This window comes from Modicisalibacter muralis (assembly GCF_900102945.1).
GTDB classification, from domain to species: Bacteria; Pseudomonadota; Gammaproteobacteria; order Pseudomonadales; family Halomonadaceae; genus Modicisalibacter; species Modicisalibacter muralis.
Window position 1 is genome coordinate 88,913 of sequence record NZ_FNGI01000006.1, and the last position, 12,707, is coordinate 101,619.

A 12,707-nucleotide genomic window follows, 5' to 3' on the forward strand; every position below is an offset into this window, starting at 1 on the left:
CTGACCAGGGCATCCTTGGCCAGGCCCGCTCAAACGGCCAGCATCACGCTGAACACCGCCGCCGCGAGCAGCGCCGCAATGGTCCGCACATGATTCCAGCGCGTCCAGTTTCTGACATAGTCGTCCCAGTGCGCCACCGAGTCGGGTGCCTTGGGGTCGAGCTTGGCCAGTGCCTGGTTGCGGGGCACGTTGCAGACGATGGTCACCCCCAAGGTTCCCACCAGGTAGAGCGCGCTGCCCAGCACCCCGAAGGCGGCACTGAACCCGGCCTCGGATACCAGCGCCAAGACGATCAACAACACGCATATCGCCCCGGTGCCGAAGAAGGTTCCCAGAAACCAGGGGTTCAATACGACGATGTTGATGGACTGCATGGCGGCGATGCCCTCATGCGCCGGCAGGCGAAATAGCGCCTGCATCACGAACGTCGAGAACGTGAAGAACACCCCGGCGACCAGGCCGCAACCCAATGCCGCGAGCAGCGTCAGTACGCCCTCGAATTGCCAGACCATTACCACGGAAGCGTCTCCCCGTTTGCCGATGGCGCAGCGATCGATTCCATGCCTTCTTCTTAATAGGCGATATTTGCCGCGTTGCCCAGTTGGAAGTGACCGCTCGGTTAGCAGCGCAGTGAGTCGTTGAAAGAGCTCGGCGTGAGTCATAAGGCGCGGGGATGGCACGAGGGACCGGCCGATCGATGAATCCTCCACTTGCATCGCGGCGCATAGTGAAGCAGATTCAAAGCTGACGTCCGACGGGCGGGGTTCGCATCATGATCGCACGCTACGCTTACTCTCATCGCCTGCTGCATTGGCTGGTTGCCGGACTGGTGGTATGTTCGCTGGCCAGCGGCATGACGCTGGGTTGGCTGGGCTTCGAAAATCTTGTCGAACGCTTCGGCAAAGCCACTACCGACCTTCTCTATCAGTACCACAAGACATTCGGCTTGCTGATCCTTGGCTTGATGACGTTGCGCCTGATCATCCGGCTGGTCAAAGGCAAGCCGGCTTACGCCGAGCCCCTGCCCACCTTCAATCGTATCGCCAGTAGCATCGTGCATACCCTACTCTATCTATTGCTGTTCACCATGCCCATACTGGGCTGGCTGGCCACCGACATCGGCAACTTTCCGGTCGAGTTTTTCGACGCCAACCTGCCAGGGTTGATCCCCAAGGATCAGGCGCTGTCCGAAAGCCTGTATGCATGGCATGGGCGGGTCGGCTGGGCGATTCTGGTGCTGGCCCTCATTCACATCTCTGCTGCGCTTTATCATTGGCGCATTCGTCGCGACGGCGTCATGCAGCGCATGAGCCTGTTCCAGCGTAGAGACTCATGACAGGCGGTGGCTAGGACATTATTTTTTTCGCTACCGAGCCACGCCATGACCAAAACCCGCCAGAACCCGCGCATCCTGCTGCGCTTGTTGTCGCTGCTGCGCCCCTATCGCGGCCGCTTGATCGGCGCCGGTGTCGCCCTGCTGGTGGCCTCGGGGAGCGTGCTACTGATGGGCCAAGGGTTGCGCCTGGTGATCGACGGCGGCTTCATGGCCGAAAACGCCACGCGGCTCAATCAGGCCTTGGCCGGCCTGTTGGTGGTAGTAGGCATCCTCGCGATCGCCTCGGCGCTACGCTACTACCTGGTGACCTGGATCGGCGAGCGGCTGGCCGCCGATCTGCGTCGCCAGGTTTTCGATCACCTGCTGACCTTGGAACCCGGTTTCTTCGAGCAAAGCCTCAATCGCAACAGTGGCGCGGGCGAGATCCAATCGCGGCTGACCGCCGACACCAGCGTATTGCAGAGCCTGTTCGGTTCAGCGCTGTCGGTGGCGCTGCGCAATCTGCTGATGCTGATCGGCGCGGTGGTGTTGATGCTGGTTACCCAGCCTTGGCTCAGTGCGCTGGTATTGCTGGGCATCCCCGCCACGGTGCTGCCGATCCTGTGGTTCGGGCGGCGCGTACGGCGCCTTTCGCGGCATAGTCAGGATCAGGTCGCCGAGCTGGGGCGTTATGCCGGTGAAGCGCTCGCCGGCATCCGCACCTTGCAGGCTTTCGGTCATGAGCAAAGCGACCGCCATACCTATGGCGAACGAGCGGAAGCGGCTTTCGGGGTCGCGCTGGCGCGTACTCGCCAGCGTGCCTGGCTGACCGGTATCGCCATGCTGGTGGTGTTCGCCGCCGTCGGCATCATGCTCTGGCAAGGCGGGCATGCCGTGCTGGCGGGTGAGATGAGCGCCGGTGAGCTGTCGGCCTTCGTCTTCTATGCGGTGTTGGCCGCCGGTGCCGTGGCGGCACTGGCCGAAGTCGCCGGCGATGTGCAACGCGCCGTGGGTGCCGCCGAACGGCTGCTCGAATTGCTCGATGCACGCCCGAAGATTCATGCGCCCGCCTCGCCCCGCCCGTTGCCGCAGCCGCCGCGCGGCGAGATCGCCATCGAGAACCTGCACTTCGCCTACCCCAGCCGCCCCGACACGCCGGCGCTGATGAAGCTCAACGTGCATATCCGCCCTGGCCAACGCGTCGCGCTGGTCGGCCCTTCTGGCGCCGGCAAAAGCACACTGCTGCAACTGCTGCTGCGCTTTTACGATCCCGATGCCGGCCGACTGTGTCTCGATGGCATTGATCTGCGCGATCTCGACCCGGCCGAGCTGCGCGCGGCGATGGGTATGGTCGCACAGGAGCCGGTGCTGTTCACCGGCAGCGCCGCGGACAACATTCGTTATGGCGACCCCGACGCCGACGATGATGCCGTGCGTATTGCAGCGCGCGATGCCAATGCCTTGGAATTCATCGAGGCGTTGCCCAATGGCTTCGACAGTTACCTGGGGCCAGGCGGCGTGCAGCTCTCCGGCGGTCAGCGCCAGCGCCTGGCGATTGCCCGCGCTCTGCTGCGCAACCCCAGCGTGTTACTGCTCGATGAAGCCACCAGCGCACTGGACGCCGAAAGCGAGCGCTTGGTGCAAGAGGCGCTGGATCGCTTGATGGTCGGTCGCACCAGCCTGGTGGTTGCGCATCGCCTGGCGACCGTCGTTGCCGCCGACCGTTTGCTGGTCTTCGATCGCGGGCAGTTGATCGGCGCCGGCACGCACAATGAGCTGCTCGAAAGTAATCCGCTATATCGCCATCTGGCCAGCCTGCAGTTCGATCTCGATATACCCGCTATCGATTAGCCAGCCAAGTGCGCCAGGTTGGCACTTTTGGAACGAAAATCGTCCAACGATCGTTTCAAGATTCGCTCGTTCCTGCCGATAAATTAACTTAGGAACTTCTGCTAACCGGGTAGCCGCGAATTTGTCATACCGACGCCTTCTTCCCGCCTTTACCGGCCTGTTATTGGCCGCCGGTATCCTGCTCTGGTTTATCGCCCGAGCGGGGACTTCGGCGTCTCTCGGGGTATTTTCCGAACTCGACATCGGCGTGCAGTTAGGCCTGTTCGGGGGCGTGCTGCTGGCCATGCTGATGGCCTCGGTGGCACTGATACAATGCCAGATCGCGCGGCCACTTCACCGCCTCGTCAACTACGTAAAGCACCAGCAGGACGGCGATCGGGGTGAACCGCCCAAGTCCCTAATGCGACGTCAGGACGATATCGCCCTGCTCACCAAGAAGATCCAGCGCCTGCTCGTTACGCTAAGGGAGCAGAACGAGCAGTTGCTCGAACAAACTCTCAATGACCCCCTAACCGGGCTGGGCAATCGCCGTTTGCTGGAACAGCGTCTGAATACCGCGCTGCCCTTGAGCCGACGACGCATGGCGCCGCTCTCGGCACTGATGATCGACGTCGATCACTTCAAACCCTATAACGACCACTACGGACACCTGGCGGGCGACGACTGCCTGATCGAGATCGCCAACGTGCTGCGCGATATCTTCCGACGCGATACGGATATCGTGGTGCGCTTGGGTGGCGAGGAGTTCGTCGTCGTGCTGCTCGACGTCGAACTCGATGAGGCCGTGCGGCTCGCCGAGGCCATGCGTGGCATGCTCCAGGCGGTGGGCATTCCGCATGTGGAATCGCCGACTGCGCCGGTCGTCACCGTCAGCATCGGCGTGGCCACGGCGCAGCCTGGCACGCCGATCGATGTCGAGAACCTGATCGCCTGCGCCGATGCCGCTCTCTATCAGTGCAAGGCGCGGGGACGCAACTGCATCACCAGCTGCATCGTCAATGTCGACATGACGCCCGCCTCGGTATCGGTACTTGGCTGAATCGCTGGCATTCAGCAATTGTGGTCGACGGATGGCTTTCGTACACTCGTTTGAAGTTACGTCAACGAGGCAAGTACATGGCTTTCGAGGGAACCTCCACCTACGTCGTCACCGATGCGCTGCGACTGGCCGTCGAGGCCGCGGTCACACTGCAACGCCCGCTGCTGGTCAAGGGCGAGCCCGGCACCGGCAAGACCCTGCTCGCCGAGGAACTGGCGCGCTCGCTGGATACCCGGCTGATCACCTGGCACATCAAGTCCACCACCAAGGCACATCAGGGGCTTTACGAATACGATGCCGTCAGCCGCCTGCGCGACTCGCAATTGGGCGTCGAGGGCGTGCACGAGGTGCGCAACTATATCAACAAGGGCAAGCTGTGGGAGGCTTTCGAGTCCGATGAGCGGGTCGTGCTGCTGATCGACGAGATCGACAAGGCGGATATCGAATTTCCCAACGACCTGCTGCAAGAACTCGATCGCATGGAGTTCTACGTCTACGAAACCGATCAGACCGTGCGTGCCCGGCATCGGCCGATCATCGTCATCACCTCCAATAACGAGAAGGAATTGCCCGACGCCTTCCTGCGCCGCTGTTTTTTCCACTACATCGACTTCCCCGATCGCGAAACGCTGCAGCAAATCGTCGACGTGCATTTCCCGGCGATCGCCCCAAGACTGGTTTCCCAGGCGCTGGAGGTATTCTTCGATCTGCGTCAGGCACCCGGTTTGAGGAAGAAGCCTTCCACCTCGGAACTGGTCGATTGGCTCAAGCTGCTGATGGCCGATGAACTGGCCCAGGAGGCGCTTTACCAGCGCGACCCGAGCAAGGCCATCCCACCGCTGGCCGGCGCGCTGATCAAGAACGAGCAAGATACCGCCCTGCTCGAACGCCTCGCCTTCATGGTACGTCGCCAGAACAACGGCCCGAGACGCTAGGCATGTTGCTCGGCCTCTTCGACACCCTGAAGCGTGCCGGCGTGCCGGTATCGCTGCGCGAATTGCTCGATCTGCACGTCTCGCTGGAACGTGGCCTGGCATTCGCCGATGGCGACGACTTCTACCGCCTGGCGCGGCTGACCCTGGTCAAGGACGAGCGTCACTACGACCGCTTCGATCGCGCCTTCGCCGCCTGGTTCGAGGGTATCGAGAACCTGGACGGCGCTATCGAGGCGCTGCTTCCCGACGACTGGCTGCGCCGCGAGTTCGAGCGCTCGCTTTCCGACGAAGAGAAAGCGCGAATCGAATCGCTGGGCGGGCTCGAGCAATTGATCGAGACCTTCAAGAAGCGCCTGGAAGAACAACGCGAGCGGCATGCCGGCGGTAATAAATGGATCGGCACCGGCGGCACCAGTCCATTTGGCGCCCATGGCTACAACCCCGAGGGCATTCGCATCGGCCAGGACGGCTCAAGGCATCGCCACGCGGTCAAGGTCTGGGACGAACGCCACTACCGCGACTACGACGACACGCTGGAGCTCGGCACGCGCAACATCAAGATGGCGCTGCGTCGGCTGCGGCGCTTCGCGCGATCCGGCGCCGGGGAAGAGTTCGATATCGACAGCACCATCGACGCCACGGCACGCGATGGCGGGTTGCTCAACGTACGCATGCGCCCCGAACGTCACAATGCGATCAAGGTATTGCTATTGCTCGATGTCGGCGGCTCGATGGACGATCATATCCGCACCTGCGAAGAACTATTCTCGGCGTGTCGCAGCGAGTTCAAGCACCTCGAATATTTCTACTTCCACAACTGCATCTACGAGGGGCTGTGGCGCGACAATCGCCGGCGTAGCGAGCGTGTCGGCACGTTGGAAGTGCTGCGTACCTTCGGCGCCGACTACAAGGTGATCGTGGTTGGCGACGCCGCCATGTCGCCTTATGAAATCGTCCACCCTGGCGGTAGCGTCGAGCATTTCAACGACGAGGCCGGCGCGGTCTGGCTCCAGCGGCTGACCGCCAAATTCGATAAATTGGCCTGGCTCAACCCCATGCCGCCGCGTTCCTGGGAGTACACTCACTCCACTCGACTGATTGGCGAATTGATCGAGGGGCGGATGTACCCGATGTCACTGCAGGGCCTGGAGACAGCCATGCGCGAACTGGTCCGTTAAGAGGGTGTTTACAAACTACTGCACTAGGCCATGCTGTGTTGAAATCAGCCTCAAAATGCTCATTTACAGCATGCAAACTCCGCTTTTTCGGCTGATTTCGCCTTGCCTGACCGTCGCTCGCTACTTTTGTAAACACCCTCTAAGGAACCACTGCATAAAAGCCTGCACGGACTCGGCGTCCCCGACGAATCGCAGGCCACGCGGTACTGGTGCGCCAGCCTGGTCGAAAAATTGCCTAACTACATATTCAGTTCTGATATTTCGCGGCAAAGTCTTCCACGGACTGTTTTATCTCGTCACAAGTCTGCTTGCGCTCGGCTGGTGACAATTTAGCAACTTCGGCCTCGCTCTTGGCAATGGCGGCCTCGTAACGCTGCTCATAATCGGCGGGAATACCCGGCTGCTTGGCCAACATGGCTAATTGCTTGTTCCTGGACTCTTCGAGTTCCGCGTCGCTGGCACCACACATGACGCCGATACCATAGAACCCGGCAGCCATCTCGATGTAGCTATTAGTCAACTGCGCCTGAACTTCGGGTGGTATGTCATTCTCGGCTTGTGCCAATGCCGGTTGAGCAAGAACCACGAAAGACGCCGCCAGCATGGCTGCAGCAGAACGGATACGCATGATTCTGGACATCGAGAATCCCCGCTAGTATGGATGATCGTCTGATTAATCAGCATTTTCGATGGAAGCGCAAGTTCCTTGCCGACTCCTCGGCTTGTCTCTTCGAGAGACAAAACGTTACCAAGCGAATTTGGGTAGCGCCCACTAACTGTATATAATTACAGTATTAAAAAGCTAATTTTTATAATGGCTATTGACTATTTTGGCTAAAAATAGCTGAAATAGACTATAAGCCTCATGAAAGATGATAGTCTTTTTTGGCTATAAACCCGATTAATAGCTATAATAAGCTATTAATCGGAAAGGTGCAGCAATGCAAAACATCGGCGTACTGACCGGCGACGTGGTCGGCTCACAACGAATCCAGCAGAGGGAGCGGCTCAGCCGCACCCTCGAAGATACCCTGGCGCTGCTCGCATCGCGCTTTGGCGCACGTGGCGATCGCTATCGCGGCGATGGCTTCCAGATTGCCGTGCCCAAGCCTGGCGATGCCATGGTAGCCGCCGTGCTGGTACGCGCCGCGTTGATGCAGCAATCGCCCTCCCGCCAGTTCATGTGGGATGCCCGCATCGCCGTGGCGGTTGGCCCTGCCAAAATGCCGACGGCCGAGCGCTTCGCCGAAGCCGACGGCCAAGCCTTTTTGCTTTCCGGCCGTAGCCTCGATGCACTCGGCGACAAGGCGGACCGACTGACCGTCGTGACGCCTTCGACGGCACTCAACGACGAACTGGCGCTACTGACACGCTTTGCCGACGACATTCTCAGCCATTGGTCGCGCTTCTCCGCCGAGGTGGCTTACCTGAGCCTGCTACACGACGAATCCCAGCAGGCCCTGGCCAAGCGCCTGGAGCGCACGCAGCCGACGGTCAATCGTCGGCTGATCGCCGCCCGCTGGACGCTGGTCCGCGACTATCTTGCCCATGTCGGCACGCGGCTCACGGAGGGCCTGGCATGACACTCCCCTTTCCCTCGCTATTGCTGGCCCTGCTACTGGCGCATCTGGTCGGCGATTTTCTGCTGCAGTGCAAGGCCTGGGTGCAAAGCAAGCAGCGCTATCGCTACCGCTCAGCGGCGCTGTATCTCCATGCGGCGGTCCATACGGCGCTGGTCCTGGCCGTGCTGCTGATAACTCGACAACCGCTTCATTCCGCCATTCTCGCTGCCCTGTTTATCGGTGGCACACATCTGCTGATCGATATCTTCAAGTGCTACGCGCCCGAAAAAGCTCGCTACTTTCTGCTCGATCAGGCTCTGCACCTGACCGTGTTATTCGCGGCCTGGGCCTGGTTGGTCGAACCCTGGTCGTTATTGGCCGCCACCCGGGATTGGCTACTGGACCCGCAGGTGCTGCTGGTGGCGCTGGTTTATCTGGTGATAACACGACCGCTATCGATCCTGATCGCCCTGGTGATGCATCGCTGGAGCGAGCAGATCGACAATAGCGGCACGCTGGCCGATGCCGGCGCGCGGATTGGAATTCTGGAGCGTTTCCTGGTGCTGACGTTCGTGCTGGCCGGCGATCTGATGCCGATCGGTTTCCTGCTGGCCGCCAAATCGGTGCTGCGCTTCGGCGATCTGCGTGAAGATCGCGACCGCAAGCTGACCGAATACGTATTGCTCGGAACCATGCTCAGCTTCGCCTTGACGCTGATGCTGGGGCTGGCACTGCGCCAGTCGTTGCAAGCACTATGATGCGCGGCATCACGATGCGACACATCGCCCTGCTGATCGCGGCGCTGCTGGCGGGCTGCAGCGGCCCGGCCACGCTCGAACGGCGCAACGGATACGTGGCCGACCACCAGTACACGGCGCCATCCCACTCCAGCCGCGTGCGCTACCTGGTGCTGCACTATACCGATGGCGGCGAGGCTCGCTCGCTGGCCACGCTGACCGGGCCCAACGTCAGCGTGCACTACGTGGTGCCGCTGCCCGCCCGCTGGATACATGGGCAACCGCGTATCTACCAACTGGTCGACGAATCGCGCCGAGCCTGGCATGCCGGGGTCAGCGCCTGGAAGGGCCGGCACAACCTCAACGACACCTCGATCGGCATCGAGATCGTCAACCGCGGGCCAACCGACACCGCGCAGGGCCGCGTCTGGGCGCCCTACCCGCCACATCAGATAGATGCCGTGATCGCCCTGGCACGCGATATCATCGCCCGCCACGGCATCGATCCCACCAACGTGGTGGGGCATTCGGATATCGCCCCATCGCGCAAGATCGACCCCGGCCCGCGCTTCCCCTGGCGCCAGTTGCATGCCGCCGGTATCGGCGCCTGGCCCGACGATGCCAGCGTTGCCCGCTACCTGAGGCGCTTTCGCCAAAATCCGCCGACCCTGGCCGAGTTGCAATGCGCACTCGCCGCCTATGGCTATCCCATCACGATCAGCGGGCGACTGGACGACCGGACCCACGACGTACTACGAGCCTTTACGATGCATTTTCGTCCCGACGACTATCTCCGCATGACCCAAGACAAGGTCCAACCGGATGCCGAGACCGCGGCAATTCTCTGGGCCTTGCTGGAAAAGTATCGCCTCTCGGCAGCGTGCCTCTAGCCACGCCGTTCGGCCAGGATCCAGCCGGCCGCCTTCTCGGCGATCATCAGGGTCGGCGAGTTGGTATTGCCGCTGGTGATGGTCGGCATCACGCTGGCATCCGCCACTCTCAGCCCATCCACCCCACGTACGCGCAGATGCGAATCGACCACTGCCATGGCGTCGTCCGCTCGACCCATGCGAGCCGTGCCCACCGGGTGAAATATGGTGGTGCCGATATCGCCGGCCAGGCGCGTCAGGTCGTCGTCGCTCTGGTACTGCACGCCCGGCTTGACCTCCTCCGGTTGGTACTTGGCGAAGGCCGGCTGGGCGACGATGCGCCGGGTCACGCGTAGCGAGTCCGCCGCCACTTGCCGGTCCTCCTCGCTATTCAAGTAATTGGGGGCGATCTTCGGCGCCTCGCGGGCATCGCGACTGTCGATACGCACCGAGCCGCGGCTGGTGGGATTGAGGTTGCAGACGCTGGCGGTGATTGCCGGGAAGGTATGCAGCGGCTGCCCGAAAGCGTCCAGGCTCAGCGGTTGAACGTGGTACTCGAGGTTAGGATACGGCTGCGCCGCCGAGCTGCGGGTAAAGGCACCGAGCTGCGACGGCGCCATGCTCATCGGCCCGCTGCGTTTGATGAGGTATTCCAGGCCGATACGCGCCTTGCCCAGTAGCGTACCGGCCAGGGTGTTGAGCGTCTTCGCGCCGGCAACCTTATAAATGGCGCGAATCTGCAGGTGATCCTGAAGGTTCTCGCCGACACCGGGCAGTTCCTGGATCACCGGGATAGCATGCTGGCGCAGCAGCGACGGGGAGCCAAGGCCGGAGAGCTGCAATAGCTGTGGCGAACCGATGGCCCCGGCCGACAGGATGACTTCGCCGCGCGCCTTCACCGTCAAGGTCTCGCCGCCCTTCGCTACCTCCACGCCCGTGCAGCGCGGCCGCCCGCCCTCGCCGCGCTCGAAGACCAGGCGCAGTACCTGGGTGCCGTGCCATAGCTGAAAGTTGTCGCGCTTCATGCAGATTGGGCGCAGGAAGGCCTTGGCGGTATTCCAGCGCCAGCCCCGGCGCTGATTGACCTCGAAGTAGTCGACCCCTTCGTTGCAACCGCGATTGAAGTCATCGGTGGCGGGTATTCCGGCCTGTCGAGCGGCCTCGGCGAAGTCGTCGAGCACCTGCCACTTCAGGCGCTGGCGCTCCACCCGCCATTCGCCGCCATGGCCGTGGTAGCGCGCGTGCTGCGCATCCCGGCTGCCCGCCGCATCCAGCCGGTAGTGGTTCTCGTGGCGCATGAAATCCGGCAAGCAGTGATCCCAGCGCCAGGCATCGTCGCCGCTCACCTCGGCCCAATGATCGTAGTCCCGCGCCTGGCCGCGCATATAGATCATGCCGTTGATGCTGGAACAACCGCCCAGCGTCTTGCCGCGCGGATAGATCAGTTGTCGACCGTTGAGTCCGGCATCCGGCTCGGTGCGAAAGCACCAGTCGGTGCGCGGATTTCCGATGCAATAAAGATAGCCGACCGGGATATGGATCCAGTGATAGTTGTCCTTGCCGCCGGCCTCGATCAGCAGCACCCGGTTGGCGGGGTCGGCGCTCAGGCGATTGGCCAGCAGGCAACCCGCCGTGCCAGCGCCGATAATGATGTAGTCGTAGTGTTGTTCTGGCATGAGAGCCTCATTTGGTCGTGGGTATCACGAACTCGGCGCCGCCATCAATGGAATCCGACCAACGCTGCATGATCGATTTCTGCTTGGTATAAAAGCGCACACCCTCCTCGCCATAGGCATGGGTATCACCGAACAGCGAGCGCTTCCAGCCTCCGAAACCGTGCCAAGCCATTGGCACTGGAATCGGCACATTGATGCCGACCATACCGACCTGAATGCGCCGTCCAAACTCGCGGGCCACGTTGCCACTCTCGGTGAAGCAGCTCACACCATTGCCAAACTCATGCTCGTTGATCAACCGAATCGCCGTGGCCACATCCGGTACTCGCACGCAGGCCAGCACCGGCCCGAAGATCTCATCGCGATAGATGGCCATCTCCTGGGTGACATGATCGAACAACGACCCTCCCATCCAGAAACCATCGGCACACCCTTCACCTGTGGTACTGGCGTCGAAGTCGCGGCCGTCAACCACCAATTCGGCGCCTTCTGCCACGCCTTGATCGATATAGCCGACGATCCGCCGATGAGCCGCCGCGCTGACGATAGGACCCATCTCAGCTTTCTCATCGAGTCCATTCTTGATCGTCAACGACTTGGTCCGCTCAGCCAACCGAGGCAAGATCTCGTCGGCAACCTCGCCAACCAGTACCGCGACGCTAATTGCCATACAGCGCTCGCCCGCCGAACCATAGGCGGCACCGATCAGAGCGTTCATCGCCTTGTCGAGATCGGCATCGGGCATCACAACCATGTGGTTCTTGGCTCCGCCCAGTGCCTGGGTACGCTTACCGTGGCGCGCTCCTGTCTCGTAGATATGATTGGCGATAGGTGTGGAACCGACAAAACTCAAGGCTTGAACGTCAGGGTGCTCAAGCAGCGCATCCACAGCTTCCTTGTCACCCTGAATCACATTGAACACACCATCGGGCATGCCGGCCTGCCCCAACAACTCGGCCAATAACAGGGAAACGCTAGGGTCGGTAGGGCTGGGCTTGAGCACAAAGGTATTGCCGGCGGCGATTGCCAGCGGAAACATCCACATCGGTACCATGACAGGGAAATTGAAGGGAGTGATACCGGCGACCACACCCAACGGCTGACGCACCGTCCAATTGTCGATGCCGGTGCTGACCTGCTCGGTGTAATCGCCTTTGAGCAAATGCGGGATACCGCAAGCGAACTCGACGACCTCGATGCCACGAGTCACCTCACCCCAGGCATCGCTGAATACCTTGCCATGTTCAAGGGTGATGGCACGGGCCAACTCATCCTTACGGCCATTGAGCAACTCGAGAAACCGGAACATCACCCTGGCACGCCGAAGTGGTGGCGTGTCGGCCCAAGCCGGAAAGGCATCTTTAGCCGCGGCTACAGCAACCTCGACATCGGCGCGATTGGCCAAGGATACCCGACCGGATACCAGCCCAGTCGCTGGGTTGGTGACGTCCTGGTAGCGCTCGGATTGACCGCATGTTATACGACCATTGATATAATGCTCGATATGGGCGATGGTCATGGCGTCCTCGTTCGTTATGATGGAAA

General features: G+C 61.3%; 12 protein-coding genes. 8 read left to right on the forward strand and 4 right to left on the reverse strand.

Annotation, left to right across the window (positions count from 1 at the left end; all coding sequences use genetic code 11):
- Positions 1-29: 29 nt before the first annotated feature.
- On the reverse strand, positions 30-512 hold the full coding sequence (locus BLR92_RS11575) for an anthrone oxygenase family protein (protein ID WP_089728707.1): 483 nt from the start codon (positions 510-512) through the stop codon (positions 30-32).
- 260 nt (positions 513-772) lie between these two features.
- On the opposite strand from BLR92_RS11575, the gene BLR92_RS11580 reads away from it, so the two are divergent.
- From BLR92_RS11580 to BLR92_RS11600, 5 genes are all read left to right on the forward strand, one after another.
- On the forward strand, positions 773-1,336 hold the full coding sequence (locus BLR92_RS11580) for a cytochrome b (protein WP_089728709.1): 564 nt from the start codon (positions 773-775) through the stop codon (positions 1,334-1,336).
- A gap of 45 nt (positions 1,337-1,381) precedes the next feature.
- Positions 1,382-3,166 carry an ABC transporter transmembrane domain-containing protein gene (locus BLR92_RS11585; protein WP_089728711.1) on the forward strand — a complete coding sequence of 595 codons (1,785 nt, stop codon included), beginning with the start codon at positions 1,382-1,384 and terminating at the stop codon, positions 3,164-3,166.
- Between the two features lie 121 nt (positions 3,167-3,287).
- Positions 3,288-4,205 (forward strand): GGDEF domain-containing protein, encoded by a 918-nt coding sequence (locus BLR92_RS11590; RefSeq protein ID WP_089728713.1) that lies wholly within the window; start codon positions 3,288-3,290, stop codon positions 4,203-4,205.
- 77 nt (positions 4,206-4,282) lie between these two features.
- The gene (locus BLR92_RS11595) at positions 4,283-5,140 is read left to right on the forward strand and encodes an AAA family ATPase (protein ID WP_089728716.1); all 858 of its coding nucleotides are present in this window, start codon (positions 4,283-4,285) and stop codon (positions 5,138-5,140) included.
- A gap of 2 nt (positions 5,141-5,142) precedes the next feature.
- Entirely contained in the window at positions 5,143-6,318 is a 1,176-nt protein-coding gene (locus BLR92_RS11600; protein ID WP_089728717.1) for a vWA domain-containing protein, read from the forward strand.
- Positions 6,319-6,565: 247 nt separating this feature from the next.
- Here BLR92_RS11600 and BLR92_RS11605 read toward each other — a convergent pair whose 3' ends face one another.
- On the reverse strand, positions 6,566-6,958 hold the full coding sequence (locus BLR92_RS11605) for a hypothetical protein (protein ID WP_089728719.1): 393 nt from the start codon (positions 6,956-6,958) through the stop codon (positions 6,566-6,568).
- Positions 6,959-7,259: 301 nt separating this feature from the next.
- Here BLR92_RS11605 and BLR92_RS11610 point away from each other — a divergent pair, with 301 nt between their 5' ends.
- Genes BLR92_RS11610 through BLR92_RS11620 form a run of 3 tightly spaced genes read left to right on the forward strand, consistent with a single transcriptional unit; the run spans position 7,260 to position 9,507 of the window.
- The gene (locus BLR92_RS11610) at positions 7,260-7,901 is read left to right on the forward strand and encodes a hypothetical protein (protein WP_089728721.1); all 642 of its coding nucleotides are present in this window, start codon (positions 7,260-7,262) and stop codon (positions 7,899-7,901) included.
- Positions 7,898-8,638: a DUF3307 domain-containing protein gene (locus BLR92_RS11615; RefSeq protein ID WP_089728723.1), complete on the forward strand. Its 741-nt coding sequence runs from the start codon at positions 7,898-7,900 to the stop codon at positions 8,636-8,638. Before BLR92_RS11610 ends, BLR92_RS11615 begins: the two co-directional genes overlap by 4 nt.
- Before the next feature lie 14 nt (positions 8,639-8,652).
- A complete protein-coding gene (locus BLR92_RS11620; protein WP_089728941.1) occupies positions 8,653-9,507 on the forward strand; it encodes an N-acetylmuramoyl-L-alanine amidase in 855 nt (284 codons plus the stop codon).
- Here the strand turns inward: BLR92_RS11620 and BLR92_RS11625 are convergent.
- Together BLR92_RS11625 and BLR92_RS11630 are read right to left on the reverse strand one after the other, a co-directional pair.
- On the reverse strand, positions 9,504-11,162 hold the full coding sequence (locus BLR92_RS11625; RefSeq protein ID WP_089728725.1) for a GMC family oxidoreductase: 1,659 nt from the start codon (positions 11,160-11,162) through the stop codon (positions 9,504-9,506). The genes BLR92_RS11620 and BLR92_RS11625 overlap by 4 nt on opposite strands.
- Positions 11,163-11,169: 7 nt before the next feature.
- Positions 11,170-12,681: a CoA-acylating methylmalonate-semialdehyde dehydrogenase gene (locus BLR92_RS11630; protein ID WP_089728727.1), complete on the reverse strand. Its 1,512-nt coding sequence runs from the start codon at positions 12,679-12,681 to the stop codon at positions 11,170-11,172.
- Positions 12,682-12,707: the final 26 nt, after the last annotated feature.

Bases quoted from the DNA above. Each gene is read 5' to 3' on its own strand.
- BLR92_RS11575 (WP_089728707.1), bottom strand. From the start codon at position 512: ATGGTCTGGCAATTCGAGGGCGTACTGACGCTGCTCGCGGCATTGGGT.
- BLR92_RS11580 (WP_089728709.1), top strand. From the start codon at position 773: ATGATCGCACGCTACGCTTACTCTCATCGCCTGCTGCATTGGCTGGTT.
- BLR92_RS11585 (WP_089728711.1), top strand. From the start codon at position 1,382: ATGACCAAAACCCGCCAGAACCCGCGCATCCTGCTGCGCTTGTTGTCG.
- BLR92_RS11595 (WP_089728716.1), top strand. From the start codon at position 4,283: ATGGCTTTCGAGGGAACCTCCACCTACGTCGTCACCGATGCGCTGCGA.
- BLR92_RS11600 (WP_089728717.1), top strand. From the start codon at position 5,143: ATGTTGCTCGGCCTCTTCGACACCCTGAAGCGTGCCGGCGTGCCGGTA.
- BLR92_RS11605 (WP_089728719.1), bottom strand. From the start codon at position 6,958: ATGTCCAGAATCATGCGTATCCGTTCTGCTGCAGCCATGCTGGCGGCG.
- BLR92_RS11610 (WP_089728721.1), top strand. From the start codon at position 7,260: ATGCAAAACATCGGCGTACTGACCGGCGACGTGGTCGGCTCACAACGA.
- BLR92_RS11615 (WP_089728723.1), top strand. From the start codon at position 7,898: ATGACACTCCCCTTTCCCTCGCTATTGCTGGCCCTGCTACTGGCGCAT.
- BLR92_RS11620 (WP_089728941.1), top strand. From the start codon at position 8,653: ATGCGACACATCGCCCTGCTGATCGCGGCGCTGCTGGCGGGCTGCAGC.
- BLR92_RS11625 (WP_089728725.1), bottom strand. From the start codon at position 11,162: ATGCCAGAACAACACTACGACTACATCATTATCGGCGCTGGCACGGCG.
- BLR92_RS11630 (WP_089728727.1), bottom strand. From the start codon at position 12,681: ATGACCATCGCCCATATCGAGCATTATATCAATGGTCGTATAACATGC.